The 16,843-nt window shown below is 72.4% G+C and carries 14 protein-coding genes; 3 read left to right on the top strand and 11 right to left on the bottom strand.

The features are described from left to right. Positions 1-43 precede the first annotated feature (43 nt). On the bottom strand, positions 44-283 hold the full coding sequence (locus tag ABT078_RS23970; RefSeq protein WP_351230972.1) for a hypothetical protein: 240 nt from the start codon (positions 281-283) through the stop codon (positions 44-46). A gap of 12 nt (positions 284-295) precedes the next feature. On the opposite strand from ABT078_RS23970, the gene ABT078_RS23965 reads away from it, so the two are divergent. Then, the gene (locus ABT078_RS23965; protein WP_351230970.1) at positions 296-943 is read left to right on the top strand and encodes a hypothetical protein; all 648 of its coding nucleotides are present in this window, start codon (positions 296-298) and stop codon (positions 941-943) included. A 55-nt stretch (positions 944-998) separates the two neighbouring features. Continuing rightward, on the top strand, positions 999-1,769 hold the full coding sequence (locus ABT078_RS23960) for a DUF1775 domain-containing protein (protein ID WP_502981286.1): 771 nt from the start codon (positions 999-1,001) through the stop codon (positions 1,767-1,769). A gap of 75 nt (positions 1,770-1,844) precedes the next feature. On the opposite strand, the gene ABT078_RS23955 is transcribed toward ABT078_RS23960, so the two are convergent. The 4 genes from ABT078_RS23955 to ABT078_RS23940 all read right to left on the bottom strand — a co-directional run bounded on the left by ABT078_RS23955 (position 1,845) and on the right by ABT078_RS23940 (position 6,248). Continuing rightward, on the bottom strand, positions 1,845-3,080 hold the full coding sequence (locus ABT078_RS23955) for a DUF418 domain-containing protein (protein ID WP_351230968.1): 1,236 nt from the start codon (positions 3,078-3,080) through the stop codon (positions 1,845-1,847). Between the two features lie 255 nt (positions 3,081-3,335). Beyond that, positions 3,336-3,629 (bottom strand): hypothetical protein, encoded by a 294-nt coding sequence (locus ABT078_RS23950; RefSeq protein ID WP_351230966.1) that lies wholly within the window; start codon positions 3,627-3,629, stop codon positions 3,336-3,338. A 79-nt stretch (positions 3,630-3,708) separates the two neighbouring features. Further along, entirely contained in the window at positions 3,709-4,962 is a 1,254-nt protein-coding gene (locus ABT078_RS23945) for an MFS transporter (protein WP_351230964.1), read from the bottom strand. Continuing rightward, positions 4,959-6,248 carry an ATP-grasp domain-containing protein gene (locus ABT078_RS23940; RefSeq protein WP_351230962.1) on the bottom strand — a complete coding sequence of 430 codons (1,290 nt, stop codon included), beginning with the start codon at positions 6,246-6,248 and terminating at the stop codon, positions 4,959-4,961. Before ABT078_RS23940 ends, ABT078_RS23945 begins: the two co-directional genes overlap by 4 nt. A gap of 222 nt (positions 6,249-6,470) precedes the next feature. On the opposite strand from ABT078_RS23940, the gene ABT078_RS23935 reads away from it, so the two are divergent. Then, the gene (locus tag ABT078_RS23935; RefSeq protein WP_351230960.1) at positions 6,471-7,445 is read left to right on the top strand and encodes a helix-turn-helix transcriptional regulator; all 975 of its coding nucleotides are present in this window, start codon (positions 6,471-6,473) and stop codon (positions 7,443-7,445) included. 36 nt (positions 7,446-7,481) lie between these two features. Here ABT078_RS23935 and ABT078_RS23930 read toward each other — a convergent pair whose 3' ends face one another. From ABT078_RS23930 to ABT078_RS23905, 6 genes are all read right to left on the bottom strand, one after another. Then, positions 7,482-7,676 (bottom strand): hypothetical protein, encoded by a 195-nt coding sequence (locus tag ABT078_RS23930; protein WP_351230957.1) that lies wholly within the window; start codon positions 7,674-7,676, stop codon positions 7,482-7,484. A gap of 15 nt (positions 7,677-7,691) precedes the next feature. Further along, on the bottom strand, positions 7,692-8,111 hold the full coding sequence (locus tag ABT078_RS23925; RefSeq protein ID WP_351230955.1) for an aldo/keto reductase: 420 nt from the start codon (positions 8,109-8,111) through the stop codon (positions 7,692-7,694). 494 nt (positions 8,112-8,605) lie between these two features. Next, positions 8,606-9,856, bottom strand: coding sequence for a TIGR02679 family protein (locus tag ABT078_RS23920; RefSeq protein ID WP_351230953.1), 1,251 nt, complete (start codon positions 9,854-9,856; stop codon positions 8,606-8,608). Further along, positions 9,847-13,983: a TIGR02680 family protein gene (locus tag ABT078_RS23915; RefSeq protein ID WP_351230951.1), complete on the bottom strand. Its 4,137-nt coding sequence runs from the start codon at positions 13,981-13,983 to the stop codon at positions 9,847-9,849. The genes ABT078_RS23920 and ABT078_RS23915 overlap by 10 nt, the downstream gene beginning before the upstream one ends. After that, positions 13,980-15,215, bottom strand: coding sequence for a TIGR02678 family protein (locus tag ABT078_RS23910; RefSeq protein ID WP_351230949.1), 1,236 nt, complete (start codon positions 15,213-15,215; stop codon positions 13,980-13,982). Before ABT078_RS23910 ends, ABT078_RS23915 begins: the two co-directional genes overlap by 4 nt. Next, positions 15,212-16,768 (bottom strand): TIGR02677 family protein, encoded by a 1,557-nt coding sequence (locus ABT078_RS23905; RefSeq protein WP_351230947.1) that lies wholly within the window; start codon positions 16,766-16,768, stop codon positions 15,212-15,214. The genes ABT078_RS23910 and ABT078_RS23905 overlap by 4 nt, the downstream gene beginning before the upstream one ends. Positions 16,769-16,843: the final 75 nt, after the last annotated feature.

Below are 16,843 nucleotides of genomic sequence, written 5' to 3'. Positions count from 1 at the left end.
CTCCATCCCCACGGACGAGTCCAGGGCGGGCGCACCCAGCGCCTCACACCCGGCAGGAGCCCTTGCGAACGCGGGACCCGACCGCGGGACCGGTGACGATGCCGGCGCTCTCGTCGACCACCGCCCGGCTGCGACGGCCGCAGCCGTGGTGGCCGTGCCTGCCCGGGCTGCGCCGGGTGCCGGCGGCGACCGCGCTGCCGGGTTCGGCCGTTCCGGTCGGGATCACCGCGACCGCCCGTCGAATCCCGAACTCGGCGGCCCGCACCGCGCGGCGGTGCCCCATGATGGAGCAGCCATGTCGTGGACCAGCAGCAGGAGTGCCGCGCGCCGCACCGGTAGGGAACCGGTGACCGGCGTGGCGGTCGCTGCCGTGCGCGCGGCGACCTTCGGCGCGACGAGCACCGGACTTGCCGTCACCGGCCATCACCTGGCCTCCGGGCATCCCGCGTCGTGGCGGGCCGCCCTGTTCGCCGGTCTGCTGCTCTTCCTGCTCGTCCTGCCGGCCGTACGCTCGCTACGGTCGCTGACCGCCGTGACGGCGGCGACCGCAGCAGCGCAGTACCTCCTGCACCTGTGGCTCGCAGGGGTGTCGGCGCACCGGCCTCACCCTTCGCATCAGGCGCCCGTCGACAGCGGGTCGCACGAAACCTGGCACGCCGGCCACCACGGTGCCGCCATGACCGCCGCTCATCTTGCGGCGGCGGTGCTGGTGGCCTGGCTCATGCAGCGTGCGGACGCCGCATGCCGCTCCGCCGGACAGCGCATCGGTGACACGGTCGCCGGGCTCGTCGGCCGTCTCGTGCCCGCACGGCCGCCACAGGCCGTGAGGCACATGCGCCGACCGGTCCGGGCGCGGGCTCTGGTGTGCTCACCCGGCTCCCTGGTGCTGGCACATTCGGTCGTTCGTCGCGGGCCACCGGTGGGGACCGCTCTCGCCCACTGACCTCGGGGCACGTTCCGGCGTGCCCGCACACCGCCCACCACTTCGGGAGCCACCCGTGCCTCGCATCGCCCTGACGCGTTCCGCGCGCCCTCTGTCCCTGCTCACCGGCGCCGCCCTCGCGGCCTCCTTCGCCCTCGCCGCCCCGGCCGCGGCACACGTGGAGGTCGAGGCCGAGGGCGCCGCCGCCCTCGCCGAGAACGTCACCCTGAACTTCACCGCAGAGTCGGAGTCCGACAGCGCCGGCATCACCAAGCTGGAGGTGATCCTCCCCGAGGGCCTCGCCCCGGCCGACATCGCGTACAAGGCGGGACCGACCGGCTGGAAGCTCGCGGCCACGGCCCGCGGTTACACCGTCTCCGGCCCGGCGGTCGCCACCGGCGACGACGCCGCCTACTCCGTGATCGTCCGACAGCTGCCCGACGCCAGGACGCTGGCCTTCAAGACCCTGCAGTCCTACGCGGACGGCCGGGTCGACCGCTGGATCGAACTGGAGGAGGCCGGCGGGCACGGGGACGGACACGGGCACGGGCACGGCAACTCCGCGCCGATCCTCGCCCTGAAGCCCGCGGCCCCCGGGGCCGAGACGATCGCCCCCGGCCCGAGCACCGCGCCCACGACCGCGGCGCCCACCACTCCGGCACCGAGCACGCCCGCCGGGCAGAACGGCGAGCCCGCGGACGGCGCGGCCGAGCAGACGGCGGCGGAGCAGGACAAGGGCAGTGGATCCTCGCCGGCCGCGGCGATCGTCATCGGTGTGCTCGTGCTCGCGGTCCTCGCCGGGGGTGCCTGGTGGTGGAGGCGCCGAGGCGCTGCCGACCGCGTCTGAAGCCGACACGCCTGCCGGGGCGCCGGGCTCGCCCGGCGCCCGGGCAGGGTCCGGAGGGGGCGCGCTGTTCCCCGGTCATTCGATCAGGCGGGCCGGCAGCGTCGCCGCGTGCATCACGTACTCCAGCGGCCCCCGCCGGAAGAACCGGGTCCAGACGAGAGCGAAGAGCATGACCGCCACGGCGAAGCAGAGGAAGACCGGCAGGGCGGCTGCCTCCGGCATGTCGACGTCGCCCAGGGCCCGGATGGCGAGGATGTGGGAGACGTACGCGGTCAGGGCGATCGAGCCGACCGCGACGACCGGCGTGGCTGCCCACCGGAGCCGCGGCAACCGTTCCAGGGCGACGAGGCAGCCGGCCAGGACCGCCAGGGCGACGCCGGTGTTGCCGAGGATGGACCAGGTCGTCTGGCTGTGCGGCGAAGCCACCAGCAGCCAGGCGGGAATTCCTGCGGTGGGGTCCTCGCCCACGGCGTCGGACCACCAGGCCGACGCCGCCACCCCGGTGTCCGAGGCCTCTCTCACCCCGTTCAGCGCACCGGGGACGAGGTGCATTGCCAGCCAGGAACCTCCGTAGCCGATCACGGTGAGCCCACCGCCGAGCAGGCCCACTCTGCCCACGAGGCCGGGCCGGCCGAGGTCCAGTCTCGCCACCGCCATTCCGGCGACGATGAACGGAAGCCAGGTCAGTACGGGGTACGCCCCCGTGATGAACAGCTCGACGAGCCCGTCCGAATCAGTGATCCACGCCAGCGGATCGTGGCCGATGACGGCGTCGCCCCAACTTCCGTCCTCGACCGCCACCCGCAGCAGGTACAGGACCTGGGGCATGACGATCGCGGTCGCCGCGGCAATGGCGGCCAAGGAGGCGGCTCGCAGCCGGTACAGCGGAAGGGCGAGGACGAAGAGGACCCCGTAGCAGGGGAGGATCACGTCGACATCGGTGTCCAGGGCGATCAGGGCGTAGCCCAGGGCGATCAGGAGGACCGAGCGGATCAGCACCCGCCCCACGGCCTGCCGCCCCGGGCGTCCCGTCCGAGGCTCCGGCCGGCCGGTCAGAATCACCAGGGTGAACCCGGCCAGCAGCGCGAACAGGGCGGCGGGCCGGCCACGCGCCACCTCCATCACCCAGCCCAGCGCACCACCCACCGACGGCTCGGGGCCGACGTGCGCCGCGAACATCCCCAGGATCGCCAGGCCGCGCGCCAGATCGAGGCCGATCAGCCGCCCCGTCGACGACGTGTACGGCCGGCGGCCCGGCACGGCGGAACTCGGCGCCTCCGGCGGCACGGGGGGTGATGCGCAACGCCTCATGTGCTCCAGGGTTGGCGAATTTGAGAGTTTCAACCATCCGACAGGTGTCCAGAGCCACCCCCGCCGACTGACCGGCGCACCGCGAATCCGCTTCGTGGGCGTTGTGGGGCGCCTTGCCGGGTCCGGCCTCCCTGACCGGCGCCGAGGACGTCGCCGAGGAGGCGGAGCACTCGGGCCTCGTGCGCGGCTGCCCTGACCATGCGACGTGGTGACCGGTCCCGTCTGCTCCGCCTCTCGGAGACGGGCGGGTCCCGGTCACTTGAGGCTGTGTGCCGTGCTCGGGTGGAACAGACGCTCACTCCACGGGCCGTACTGGAACGACTTGGTCAGCTCGCCGGCGACCTTCTCGTCGAGGACCTCGGCGGACAGGCCCAGGTACTCGAAGCCGGTGGTCTTGCCGTCCGCCGCCTTCGACGCCGTGCGGTCCAGCGGATCGAAAGCGTACGTCGTCGACTTCATCGCGCCGCCGGCGTCCATGTGCCGGGACTCCACGACGTCGTCGAAGCCGTCGTAGCGGCTCCGCTCGATGACCTTGCCGCCGGAGATCACCGACTGCCGGCGGCCGAAGCGGTCGTAGGTGTACTCGGCGGTGACGCCCGAGGTCGGCGCGGTCAGCAGCCTGTTGCGGTCATAGCGGAACGTGGTGCTCGTTCCCTTGACGGTCCGACTGAGGCGCCGCGCGGCGGCGCGGCAGAGAGAGCTGGGCGGCCAGCAGCCCGGCCGCGCCGACCAGGGCCCACAGCGCCCATGGGCCGATCGCGTACACGGCGCCGCCGATGAGCGGTCCGGCTCCCGTACCGGTCGTGTACGCGATGCCGTACAACCCCTGGTAGCGCCCCACCATCCGTGGCGGAGTCAGACTTCCCAGGTATGCCTGGGAGATGGTGCTCGTTGTCATCTCGCCGAGCGTCCAGATCAGCACCGTCGCCGACAGCAGGACCATGCCGGTCATGAACCCGGTCAGCGCGAGACCGACACCGGTGAGCAGGTTGCCGATGGCCAGTACGTACTCCGGCCGGTACCGGGAGACCGCGCCGGTGATGGGCAGCTCCAGCAGCAACACCAGCAGACCGTTGAGCCCGATGAGGAGACCGAAGTCGCCCGGGCTCAGACCCACGTCGCTGACGTGCAGGGGCAGGCCGACGGTGGACTGGATGTAGACGAACTCGGCGACCACTGTCATCAGCAGGAATCGCACCAGGGTGCGGTCGGCGAGCGCCTGCCGGTATCCCACCGCCCGGTCCGCCTGCGTGTCCGCGTCGTCCTGGTCGGACCGCGACTGGGGCGCATCGCGCAGCAGCATCGCCACGACCACGCCGAACAGCAGGCACGCGGCGGCATTGCCCAGGAAGAGCTCGACATAGGAGGTGCCGGCCAGCACACCGCCGATGACGCCGCCCAGGGCGGCGCCCACGTTCATCGCGAACCGGAACACCCCGAAGGCGGCCAGCCGTTGCTGATTGGTCGTCACGGCGTCGACCAGTACGGCGGCGACGGCCGGCCGGTAGATCTGCGACGTCACGCCGATGAGACCGACCACCGCGACGATGAGCGGGAGCGGCCCGAGGAACGGCACGGCCGCCGTCAGCCCGGCGGTGGTCACCGCCGACAGCACGATGGTCCATCGCCGGCCGATCCTGTCGGCGAGGTGGCCGCCGACGGCGTTGCCGAGCACCTTGCCCACCCCGGACACGCCCAGCACCAACCCCGCGGCACCGGCGGAGTAGCCGCGCTCGGTCAGGTAGAGCACGATGAACACGGGCAGGAAGTTGCCGACCTGGTTGACCAGGATTCCGAGACCGATGATCCACACCCGGCCGGGCAGGCCGCGCAGCGCGTCGCGGAATCGCTGCTCATCGACCTCCGGCGGCGCGCTGCTCACGCGACGGGCTCGGTGCGCACGTGTGTCGCCGCGGCCAGCCGCCTGGCGTGGGCGATCGCTTCGGTGGCGGTGGCGCCGCGGGCGATGACGTGACCGACCTTGTCCTCGTTCCAGGTCAGTGGTGGTACCTCGTCGCCCGGCTGTACCTCCAACTGGAGGTCGACGAACGCCGGATCCGCGCGTACTGCGTCGACGCCGGCCACCTCCACGACCCGTCCGGGCTCCGGCGTGAGGAACCGGACGGCCGCTCCGCCCCGAGGCTCGGGCGACGTGGTCAGCGGCTCCACCACGCCGAACCTGGCGCCCAGCGCGTAGCGCTCCATGTCGACGCCGTAGGTGATCTCGGCCAGTTCGTTGATCCGGTCACCGCCGATGCGGTTGTGCGACTCGACGATCCGCGGGCCGCGCGAGGTCAGCTTGACCTCGGTGTGCCCTGGACCGCTGCGCAGCCCCACCGCGTCGAGGAAGTCCGTCACCAACCGCGTGACCTCGCGGAGCGTCTCCGCCGAGCAGCCGCTGGGCTGCGAATGTCCGATCTCGACGAAACCGGGGCCGACGCACTCCTTGTCGGTCACCGCGACGACCACATGCCGGCCGTCGAAGGTCAGGGTCTCCACGCTGATCTCCGGACCGTCCAGGAACTCCTCCATGAGGAACTCGTCGAAGGAATCGGCACTGGACAGGTCCTTGGCGGCCCAATGCCCGTCGCCGAGGGATCGGAACCGTGCGGCGACGACGTCCACGTCGGCTCGGTCGCGGATGCAGGACACCCCCAGGCTGCCCGATTCGCGGATCGGCTTGACGACGATCGGGAGCCCGTGCGCCTGAACGAACTCCCGAACGTCCTGCGCGGAACGGCCGACCGCGGAGGCCACCGGGCTGATGCCTTTGGCGGCCAGGTGCAGGCGCATCCGCCACTTGTCCAGCAGCAGTTCCACGGTGGCGACGGACTCGCCGCCGAGGCCGAGCGCCTCGTTGATCCGCGCCGCCGGCAGCAGCCCGAGTTCGAACAGCGACACGGCGGCCTGGAACGGGCATGCCTCGTGCAACGCCCGGACCAGCGGGAGGAGCCGGTCGGTATCGCCGTAGTCGAGCAGCAGCGCCTGATCGACGTAGGGCCAGTGACCGCGGTCGTACTCGTCCGGGAACTGGGCCTGAACCACGTCCAGGCCGAGCTCCCGGGCCTTGCGCACATGCTTGAGCTTGCCGCCGACGACCAGGACGCGAGGCCGTCCGGTGGCGACCGCCGATGACCGTCGGCCGGTGGGTACGACATCGTTGAACAACGTGGCTCCCTCTCTCACGTTTCCTCCCGGCGGGCTCGCCGGGAGTCGGGATCGGCGTCACGGCTGGGGGAGGATCGATTCGGCACCTCCGTGCGGTGCGCCGCACGGAGGCTCCGTGGCCTCAAGTCCGTCCACATGCGATCGATGCGGTCGGCGGCTCACGGATCCGACGCTAGCCTGCATTCAGGACGATCTACTTCCGGAAATGAGGGGAGGCCGGCCGTGCACGACGACACGAGCCCCACCGCCCGCGCGCTCCTCGCCCTCGAACTGATCCAGAACAGCCCGGGGATCACCGCGGAGCGGCTGGCCGGCAGGCTGGCGGTCTCCGAACGGGCGGTCCGCCGGTACGTCGGCATCCTGCGCGAGGCCGACGTGCCGATCGACGCGACCCGCGGCCCGTACGGCGGCTACCGCGTCGGGCGCGGGCACCGGTTGCCGCCGCTGATGTTCACCGACGCGGAGGCGCTCGGCCTCGTCATGGCCGTACTGGAAGGGCACCATGCGGCCGGCGACCCGGACGACCCGGCCGGCAGCGCACTCGCGAAGATCGTCCGCGTGCTACCGGCGCCGGTCGCAGGCCCTGCCGACGCCGTTCGGCAGATCCGCGCTCTGCCCCGCGACCGCGACGCCTCGACCCCGGACCCCGAGACGACGGCGCTCCTCGTCCAGGCCAGTGCCGCACGGCAACGGTTGCGCCTCGTCTACCGTCCGGGCCCAGGCCGCGACCGCGCCATGGAGGTCGACCCATGGGCGGTCGTCGTCCACCACGGCCGCTGGTTCCTGCTGTGCTGGTCGCACCCGGTCGACGCCCGGCGCCTCCTGCGCATCGACCGGGTGCTCTCCGTCGACGTCCAGGCGGACACCTTCACACCGCCGCTCGACTTCGACCCCGTACGCACCCTCGAAGAGCACCTCTCCGAAGACTGGAAGCACCACGTGGAGGTCGTCATCGAGGCGCCCGCGGCGGCCGCCGCCGAGTGGATCCCGCGCAGCCTCGGCCGCCTGGAGCCCCTCGCCCCGGACCGTACCCGCCTCCTCGGATCCACCGACGACCCCGACTGGTACGTCCGCCAACTCACGGCGATCGGGGCGCCGTTCCGCATCGTCGGCCCCGTCGAGCTGCGGCGTGCCGCCCGCCGGCTGGCCGACCGGCTCGGGCAGGCGGCCGCCCGGTCACCCGATCCGGCTCACTGACCTGTCCTCCTCGCCGATGCTTTCGCACCAACTCTCTTACACCACACTGACGTTGTGGTGACCGGCGAGCGTACGGGCCGAGCGTCCCGAGACTCCGCGTACAGCGGTGCCCTCCTTGCGCCTGCGCAGGGCTCCGCCGAGCACGCCGCCCTTCAGCGGATCCCAGGAGACCATGCCGATCCCGTTGTGCCGTGGCGCAAGCAGCACCTCCAACTCGGCCCAGTGGGTCACCAGGTCGTACCTCCACTACTCAGTGACCAGTCCGAGGGAGTGCCGGGAGCGCGCGGCCTCGTGTGCCCGGGCGAGAGCCGTCCGGCAAACCGGGCGAGCCGAAGTGGAGCACTTTGCCTCGCCTTCGCAGAACGTCGAACGCCTCCGAGATCTCCTCCCAGGGCCTGTCCCGTCGATGTGGTGCATCTGGCAGAGGTCGATGTGGCCGGCCCCCAGCCGCTTCAGGGACGCGTCGCATGCATGCCGGATGTGCCGCGCCGACAGAAACCTGTCGCCCGGCCGGTCGCTCGCCGACAGGTAGACTTCGGTGGCCGGGACGGTCCGTTCGCGGCAGCTGCCGCCGGTGGCGAACCACCGGCCGATGATCGCTTCGGTGTCGCCGCCGGGGCCCGTGGCGTAGACGTCGGCAACCGGCCAGGGACGAAGCCGAGGCATGGATCGCTCGGGCCGAGAGTCACGTGCAACCCCTGAACCCGCTCAGCGGTTCACCGTTGCTACCGGAAGTCCCCGAGCCCCGCGCCGAAGGACCTCAAACCATTGATGCACGGCTTGAGCCCCTACGGACCCACCCACTGAACGCACACTGCCCGAACCTGCAGGTCAGGCCGCCTTTTCGGCCGGTTCAAGGATCGCGACGCACTCCACATGACGGGTCATCGGGAAGCGATCAAGACGTCACCGACGGGGATAACACCAGGCCGGGCCAGGTCTCTTGCCGGGGTAGCGCAATCAACCAGGGCTCACAGCGCCAAGAGAGCGTCACGAGCTGCGAGCGGGTCGAGCCCACGCCGGCCTTCGTAGGGCTCGACCTGCTCGGCACGCATGTCGGCCCCTGGCGGTGCTCTGCAAGCTGCCCTGCTGCCCTCGTCGCGGTGGGGCACCGGCCGGTTCGGTCATGCCCTCCGCCGTCCCCCCGACACACACCGCTCTCACGACAGGTCGGACAGCAGGATGTCAAGGACCGTCTCCTCCTCTACGCGGACGCCCAGTTCTGCGAGAGCCCGGGGCAGTTCCGAGTCCCAAGGCGCCTCCGTCGGCCGACCGGTGAGGGGTGTGCCACCGGCGCCGGCGCGCACCGCGTCACGGTAATCGGCGGCGGTGAAGCGCCAGGGCCGCCAGGAGACGTGGCGCATCAGGGTTGCGGCGATGCGCATCCCGCCCCAGTCGAAGTCCCCGTGGTACTGGAGTGTCGTCCCGTGCTGATGCAGGTGGCGCAGGAGGGTGAGGGCGGCGGCGGACGGCTGGCCCTGGAGGCACACGAGCGGTGCGGAGTGAGGGCCATGGGTATCGGCCGCCGCTGCGAGCACGGCAGGATTCTCGCAGATCCGAACGGTCGCGCCGGTCGAAGCGGGCGGACGGCGCACGAGCTGGCGCAGGGTGAGCACGGTCGGCTCACCCGCGTCAGCCGTCCAGTCCAGGGCGGGAGTGCCGCGCAGGTTCAGCGTCAGCACGGTCGAGGAGAGTTCGTCGCGGAGCAGGCCCGCCGATGCCCAGACGTCCCGCCGCCACTGGGCGCCGGTGCCGTCCGGGTGACCGCACAGGGCCCGGATGCCGGAGAGGGTGAGGGTGGCGAGTGCGGTTCCGTCGTCCAGGGCGTGCGCGCTGCCGAGGTGGCGGGCTGCGAAGGCGGGAAGCGACACCGACGGCTCCGCGGGCAGGGCGCGCAGGGCGGTCGCGACCTGGTCGAGGAGGTCGCGGGCCGCGGCGGGGGTGCGGGAAAGGCGACGTAGCAGGCCGTCGCCCCGGAGCCGGTCGGCCCATGCGGCAAGGGCCGGGGCCTCGTCCACGAGGGCGTTGAGCGAGGTGTATGCCTCCTGCCAGGCCCGTTCCTCCGCCTGGCGGGCCGGGCCGAGCGGCACGACCGGACCGGTGAGCGCGGCCACGGCGTCGGCCAGACCGTCGGGGCCGACGCCCGAGCGGCGCAGGAGGGCGTCCACCGCGTCGAGCCGCACGGTCAGGGACCGTCCACTGCCCGGAGCCCGACCCAGCAGCCGCTCCGCTGCTGCCCGTTGGTCAGGGGTCGGTGTGCCGAGGGAGACCGGGCCGGTGAGCGGCTGCCCTCGTTCCAGGCGTCGGCGTGCCCGGTCGACCAGCCAGGCGAGGCCGGGATCGCCCAACAGGCGGCGTAGCCGCTGCTCGTCGACCCCGGCGGTGTCGGGTACGGCGGGTGTCAGGTCCACAGCTGCTCCGGTCCGGCCTCCGCCGACTCCGCGCGCGGTGCCGGGATGATCGTGCTCTCCTGCCGCACCGGGTCCTCGCGGCGCAGCCGCCGGCTGCCGTCCCATTCCCAGCGGGTGACGAGCACCGCCGCGACCTCGTCGATCCGCGACAGCTGCGCGATGGCGATACCCGGCACCTGCGGATAGCAGGCCCATTCCCGCTCACTGGTCATCACCACGTCGAGGTCGAAGGCGTGCAGCAGGCCCAGGCACTTGGCGCGTGAGTCGTCGTCCACTCCGGCGAACGCCTCGTCGAGGGTGACCAGACGGGGCGCGTACGGGCTGCCGGCGCTCGCGTAGTGCGAGGAGGCGGCTGCGAACAGCGGCACGGACACGGCGAGGACCCGCTCGCCACCCGAGGCAGGGCCGGTGGCCGGGACCCAGCGTCCGTGCTGGTGCCGCTCGACCCCGAACTCGTGCCAGGTGCGGTAGTCGAGTGCGGCGGTGAGATGCTCGAGCCAGCTGCCGGACGCGTCGTCGGTGTGCTGCCGGGCGATCTGGGCCTGCAGGAATTCGCCGACGGCCGCGCGGTCCTCAGGGGTCCAGGCGTCGGCCGACTGGCGGAGGCGGTCACGGGCCTGGGCGAGGCCGGCGGGGGCCTTGCGGGAGGCCCGCCACACCAGCCGCAGCTTCATGCCGGTGGAGGTGGGACGCTCCTCCAGCTCGACGTTCATGTCCCGTGCCTGCCGTTCGGCTGCCCCCATCAGTTCCTGGAGCGTGCCCGCGACCTCGGTGATCAGGTGGGTTTCGAGGATCTCCCGCTCTCGTGCGGTGAGGATGCGGGTGAGTTCGCCGACCTCGGCGGCCAGCGCCTCGGCGAGTTCGGGCACGGCGCGTTCACGGCCCTGGTAGACGATGTCGACGACCACCCCGTCCTCCACCATCCGGGCGGAGGCGCTGTGTCCGTGCCGGGACAGGGCGTCCTGGAGGGTCTTGAGTTCCTCGCTGAGGCGGCGCTGCACACGTTCCCAGGCGGCGTCCGAGTCGTCGGTCGCCGACAGACCCGCTTCGATGGCGCGGGCCAGCGCGACGGCGGGGGTGGCGGCCCAGGGATCACCGTCCGCAGCAGGCACGGGAAGTTCGGGCAGGGCGACCGCGATCAGGCCAGTGGCCGTGAACCGCTGAAGCGAAGCGATGGCCTCCGTGCGCGCCTCGGCGGCCTCCGTCAGGCCCTTTTCCAGCTGTTCGATGCGCCCTTCGGCCTTGCCTGCCGCCCGGTCGGCCTCGGCGTGGCGCTTCCGTGTGAGCTGCTGATCGGCTTCGCAGGTGCGCAGCGCCTCGGCGGTCTCGGCCAGCCGCCGCTGAAGTTCGGCGACGGCGGCGCCCACCGTCGAGCGCAGGGTGGCATGGCGCTCGTCCGTGGCGGCCGCCTCGCGCCCGGCCTCCTCCGCACGCAGCGCCAGTTCGGCGGCCCGTTCCCCTGCTTGTCCGGCCTCGGTGGCCTCCTCCTCCGCCTGGCGGGCCACCTCGCCCCGCTCCCGTAGGGCAGGCCACAGGGCGGCCAGGACGGCTGTGAGAGAACCGAGGGCGTCACGCACGGCGGACAGCCCCACCGGGTCGGCGGGCAGCCCCAGATCAGCGGCAGTCCCGGCGAGTTCGGCGGCGGCCCGCTCGGCCTGTTCGGCCGCTTCGGTGAGGTCGGCGGCCCTTTCCTCGCGCCGCGTACGGGCCCGGCGTACCGTCTCGGCGGCGGCGGCCACCTGGGCCTGTGCCTGGGTGAGGGTGTGCTCGTCGGGTACCGCTGCCAACTCGCCATCGAGGGTACGCCGACGGGCGGCCACCGCGTCGAGTGCGGCCGTGACGGCGTCCATCTCGCCCTGGAGCAGGGCGAGTTCGGTGCGCAGGGCAGCGATACGAGCTCGCCGTGCGACCTCCCGCGCAGCCTCGCCGATGTACTCGGCGGCGGGCTTGGTCCACCGGCCGGTCAGTGTGCCGATCCGGAAACGTCCGTCCGACGCGGCCCAGGTCCCGGCTTCGCCGTCCGCTGCACCGCCGATGGCCGCGAGCAGCCGCGCCACTCTCTCCTCGCCCACCGCAGCGGCCTGGGCGTCCCCGTGGTCCACGGCCGGCCGCAGCAGGCCGGCGAGCGATGCGCCGTCCACCGGGCCGGTGGCCGGCGAGATCAGGACGTCGTGGCCGTCGGCGGCCAGGACCGAGCCGTCGGGGAGGACCCAGGCGTCCAGCATCCCGGACGCTTCCAGTGCCGCCTCAAGACCGGCACGTTCCCCCTCCTGGAGTCCGTCACGGAAGTCCACCAGCCGCCACAGGGGTGCGCCAGGCAGCCGCTCGCGCAGGCCCGGGGTCCGGGTGGGCGGGGGCTGGGGTGCTCCGCGCCCGCCCGCTTCCAGCATGGCCAGTTCCTGGCGCACCTGGTCGGTGCGCTCCGTCAGCTCCACCCGCCGACGGTCGGATTCGGCGGCCTGCTCGGCCAGTCGCGCAGAGGCGGTGCTGTGGGCCCGGGTGGCGTGGGCACGCGCCGGGTAGGGCCCATCGAGGTGCAGAACCCAGTCCTGGAGTTCGTCCAGCAGACCGACCGGATCGGGGTGGGCCAGCTCGGTCCAGGCGCGGGCACGTTCCCGTACGTCGTCCAGCAGGGCCCGGCCGGCAGCGGCTGCCTCGGCCTCGGCCTGAAGGTGTGCCGTGGTGGCCTCGCCGAGGTCGGTGTCCGCTTCGTCCAGCCGAACGGCTTGCCGGCGGCGTTCTTCGGCCGCGCGCACGGCCGCCTCGGCGAGACCCTCCACGTGGCTCAGGACACGGTGCCCTCGTTCCACCGACTGTTCGGTGTCGCGCCGCAGTTCCGTATCGGACAGCCGGTCGCCTTCGGGCAGCTCGATCCGGGCAGCGGCGGCCGCCTCGTTTGCCTTACCGAAGGTGTCCGCGGCCAGCTGCTGGGCGGCGCGCAGCCGGTTTTCGGCCGCGCCGAGCCGCTCCAGGGCACGCGCGTGGAGTCGTGCGGCCTGTTCCCGGTCGTCCCAGGCCCGGTGCAAGGCGGCGGCCGTGCGCTCCACCGCCGTGGCAGCCTGTTCGAGTTCCCGGGCGCTGCGCATTTCGGGGCCTTCACGCAGGGCGGCGTCCTGAGCCCGCAGCCGGGCCTGCGTCTCCTCCAGGGCGGCGATCCGGCCCTCTGCCGCGGTCCGTTCCTCCTCGGCCCTGGCCTGCTGGGCCTGCGCCTCGGCGAGGTCCCGCAGGAGGTGCTCGTAGCGGGAGTGCTCGCCACGCGGAAGGCGGGCGCGCCGACGGGTGGCGATACGGGCATAGCGCCGGTAGTGCTCCAGGAAGCCGGAGGCGGCCCGATCGGCGGCAGAGGCGGCCGCCAGCTCCTCCTTCTCCTCGTCCAGCGAGCGGAAGGCCTCGGCGACATCGGCGATGACGGCTTGGTCCATGGGGGGCAGGGCCTCGGTGAGGGCCCGGGAGAGAGCCGCCTCGTTGGGGCGTTTGGACAGCTGGGGCTGGCGCAGCTGGACAAGCAGGTCGACGAGAGCGCCGTAGCGCTGCTCACCGAGCCCGAAGAGCGCTTCGTCCACGGCCCTGCGGTACGGCCTGGCTTGGTCGTACACCATGCCGTGCCCGGCAATCGCCTCGGCGAGGCGGTCCCGGGAGAGGGCCGTGCCGGTGGCGTCGAGCAGGCTCAGGGACTCCTCGGCGCGGGCGCGGGGGCCATGGTCGACGCGCTGACCGGTCAGCGCGTACCAGTGGCGGGCGATGCCGCGTCCGCTGACGGCCTTCAGACCGCAGAGCAGCGTGCGGAAGTGCTGCTCGCCGCTGGACCCGTCGAGTCTGCCGAACTCGATCCAGGTGTAGCCGAGTCGCTCGGAATGCGGGTGCTCACCGCCGAGGAGCAGATTCCACTCCATCCGCTTGGCGGGGTCGCCGTCCGGTTCGACCCGACGCGGGCTGAGGTCCCCGTCGAGCAGAAGGGGCAGGGTGAGAGCGAGCACCTTGGACTTGCCGGTGCCGTTGTTGCCGCGCAGCAACAGTCGTCCGTCCCGGAAGTGGAACTCCTCCACGTCGTAGTGGAAGAGATCGACGAGTCCGATACGCAGGGGCTGCCAGCGGGAACGGAGTGGCGTGGGCAGAGCGGTGGTCACGATGAGCCGGCCTTTCGCTGCGCCGGCATGCGTGCGGTGCCGGGTTCGAGTACGACGGGATCGCCGACCGCGTATCGGGCGAGCGCGGGGCGCGGCACGATCCCGTGGGCGGTGCGGGAGACCAGCCCGAGGGCGGTGAGCCGGGTGACGGCCTGTTCGACGAGTTCGGCCTCCATGCCGGGGTCCCGCGCGGACTTGGCCCAGAATCCACCGTGCTCGGCGGCAAGTTCGCGTACCCGGCGGGCCAGCTGGTCGGCGGTGACCGCGTCGGCCGCCCCGGCCAAGTACTCGGCGAGCAGCAGAGTGATGTGGCCGTGCGTGCCCTGCTCCGGCATCCGGATGTCGGTGAGGTCGTCGTCGGGGTCGACCATGGCGATGCCCTCGGCCCGGACCTCGGGGACCAGGCCGGTCAGTTCGGTGATACGGGCGGTGAGGAAGCCCCGCTGCCGGGTGAGGTAGCCGAGCTCGGCGTCGGTCAGTTCGTCGTAGTAGAGCACCGGGTCGTCCAGCAACCTGCGGGTGAGCGAGTGACGCATCGCGCGGAAGCGCAGTTCATCGCTGTCCAGGGCGGTCTCGGAGACGAGCTCGTGCAACCGGTCGTCCAGAGCCTCGGCGTGCACCGTGGAGGGGCCCCGGCGGGTGGCGAGCAGCCCGGCCAGCACCCGCCGTTCGACGTCGTACAGGACGTCTCCGGCTCCGCTGATGTACGCCTCCTCGTCGCCGGCGACCCGGCGCAGCACACCGAGGCCGAGCAGAAGCCGTACGACGGCGGCGAGGTCGAGGCGTTCGTCACGGCGGTCCAGGGTGAACTCGATTCCGGCACGGGCGAGTTGCGGGTCCGCGGCGTCCAGCACGACCTGGTCGGCGAGGCGGCCGAGAGCGATCTGCGCCTCGCCGCGTTCGAGGGCGGCGAGCGCGAGGCAGAGCAGCACGTAACGGCGGCGAGTGAAGGGGACGGCAGCGCGGGTCGCCTCACGTGCAGGGTGGGTTGCGTCCGTGAAGACGCCCGGGATCTTCCGCAGCCTGGCCGTCTCGGCGTCCACCTGAAGGGACCAGCCGGTGTTGCGGTCGAACCACTCGCGAAGCTCGGACGCATGGCGGCGGACGAGACGGAACTCGTCGGCGTACCGGCCGCGGGCGAGCAGGAGAGGCGCTTTCAGCAGCGTGCGTGCGGCTTTGCGGAGGTCGGCGGCGTGCTGTCCGTCGAGGACCTCGGCGAGGGGGGTGGTCATCGGTGGCCGCCTCCGTCCGTCAGATCGACGATCTCGATGAGATGATCCGGTCCCCGGAAGGTGCCGGAGGGCGTCCGGACCTCAGCCTCGCCACCGTCGGCGAGTGCGCTCATCCGGATCTCCATGGAACCGTCGTTACTGGTGGCCACCGTGTGCCGCATACCGGGCCGCCAGGTGGCGAGGGCATCGCCGAGCAGTTGGAGGAAGAACTGGAAGGACGCCGGGTCGAGCTCGCCGAGTTCGGAGAGCCGGGTGGTGCCGTCGGTGACGAGCCGGGCGCGGGCCGCGGCGGTCTCCGCGGCCTGTTTGGCCGCCACCTCGCCGAGGTGGCGGCGCCGATCCTGCCGGTCCTCGACCTTGCGGGGCTTTCCGCGCCGCTCGTAGCTGCCGGTGCGACGCAGCTGGGGGCTGATCCGCAGCGGGTCGGCCGAGGCCCAGGGTGTGGCGGCGGGAACCGGGCGGGCGGCGCGTGCGGCAAGGGTGTCGGCGTCGACGGTGAGGTGCCGTCCGGGGTAGAGCCCGAACGCAGTACGCCACAGCCGGTGCCGGGAGTCGTCGTCGGGGGCTTCGGCGAACCAGCGGGCGAGTGTGCGGAAGTCGGCGGACCGGTCGGAACGCCCGGCCCGCCTCTCCCCCAGCGACCGTACGACGGCGAGCATCTGGGGAATCGCCCCGAGGGCCCGGCCGCGCAGCAGCCGGGCCTGCGACTCGCGCCCGTCCCGGCTGATGAACCACGCCGCGAGCCCGTCCCACCGTCCGGCCCACCCCAGGTAGGCCTCCTCCTCGGCATGCCCGGCCTGCTCGGGCGCGGCGTCGGCGGCCTCACGTGCGGCGGCGGCCCGCAGCAGCACATCGATGCGGCCGTCCGTCTCCAGGCTCAGGATGAGCTGGGCGATGCGCCCGCCGAGGGTGATCAGGTCCTGGATGAAGCGCTCCAGGTACTGGATGAGCCGGTCCTTGTAGGCGAGGAAGACCTCCTCCTCCACCTCATGGAGGTCGATGGTGCGCTGCAGGGAACCCATGAAGGCACGGGCGTTGTCGGCGAGGGCGGTGAACCGGCTCGCCAGCGCGTCCAGCGCCAGATGTGTCTTGGCAGGGTCGGGCCGGTCGTCGGCGGACAATGCGAGGAGGGCTCGCAGCTGGGTGACGATGTCGTGCAGAGCTACGGCCTGGAGGGCGCCGCGCCGCCCGAGTGTCTCGTCGTACGCCCCCAGAGCCGCCTCGGTGGCCTCGCCGGCCCGTGTGAGCTGGTAGATGAACCGCTTGCGGTAGAAGTCCTCGACCGCCGTCACCCGTGCGGTGTCCGGGTCGGCCCGCAGATTGCCCCAGTCGACCAGGCTGTCCAGCGCCTTCGTCACCGTCTCCACGTCGGCGGGGCGCTCCCCCGGCTCCATCGCGATGTGCACGTCCTCCGGCCGCAGGTGCACCGCGAACCGCTCCTTGGCGGCCAGGAACGTGCGCATCACCTGCCGGTAGAGGGCGGCGTTGGGGACGGTCAGATGGGCGAAGGGGCTGTAGTCGGGCTGCTCGGGGCCCTCGATCCGGGGTGTCATCGTCGATCATTCTTCCCGACCCGCACCCACGCCGGGTACGAGATATCAGAATGCACCCGAAACCCGATCTTCCAC

The organism is Streptomyces sp. NPDC002133 (assembly GCF_040296405.1).
GTDB lineage: Bacteria > Actinomycetota > Actinomycetes > Streptomycetales > Streptomycetaceae > Streptomyces.
Note: the sequence above shows the minus strand (reverse complement) of the source record. Positions and strands in the feature narration are given on the sequence as shown.

Bases quoted from the DNA above. Each gene is read 5' to 3' on its own strand.
- ABT078_RS23970 (WP_351230972.1), bottom strand. From the start codon at position 283: ATGGGGCACCGCCGCGCGGTGCGGGCCGCCGAGTTCGGGATTCGACGG.
- ABT078_RS23965 (WP_351230970.1), top strand. From the start codon at position 296: ATGTCGTGGACCAGCAGCAGGAGTGCCGCGCGCCGCACCGGTAGGGAA.
- ABT078_RS23955 (WP_351230968.1), bottom strand. From the start codon at position 3,080: ATGAGGCGTTGCGCATCACCCCCCGTGCCGCCGGAGGCGCCGAGTTCC.
- ABT078_RS23925 (WP_351230955.1), bottom strand. From the start codon at position 8,111: ATGCCTCGGCTTCGTCCCTGGCCGGTTGCCGACGTCTACGCCACGGGC.
- ABT078_RS23910 (WP_351230949.1), bottom strand. From the start codon at position 15,215: ATGACCACCCCCCTCGCCGAGGTCCTCGACGGACAGCACGCCGCCGAC.
- ABT078_RS23905 (WP_351230947.1), bottom strand. From the start codon at position 16,768: ATGACACCCCGGATCGAGGGCCCCGAGCAGCCCGACTACAGCCCCTTC.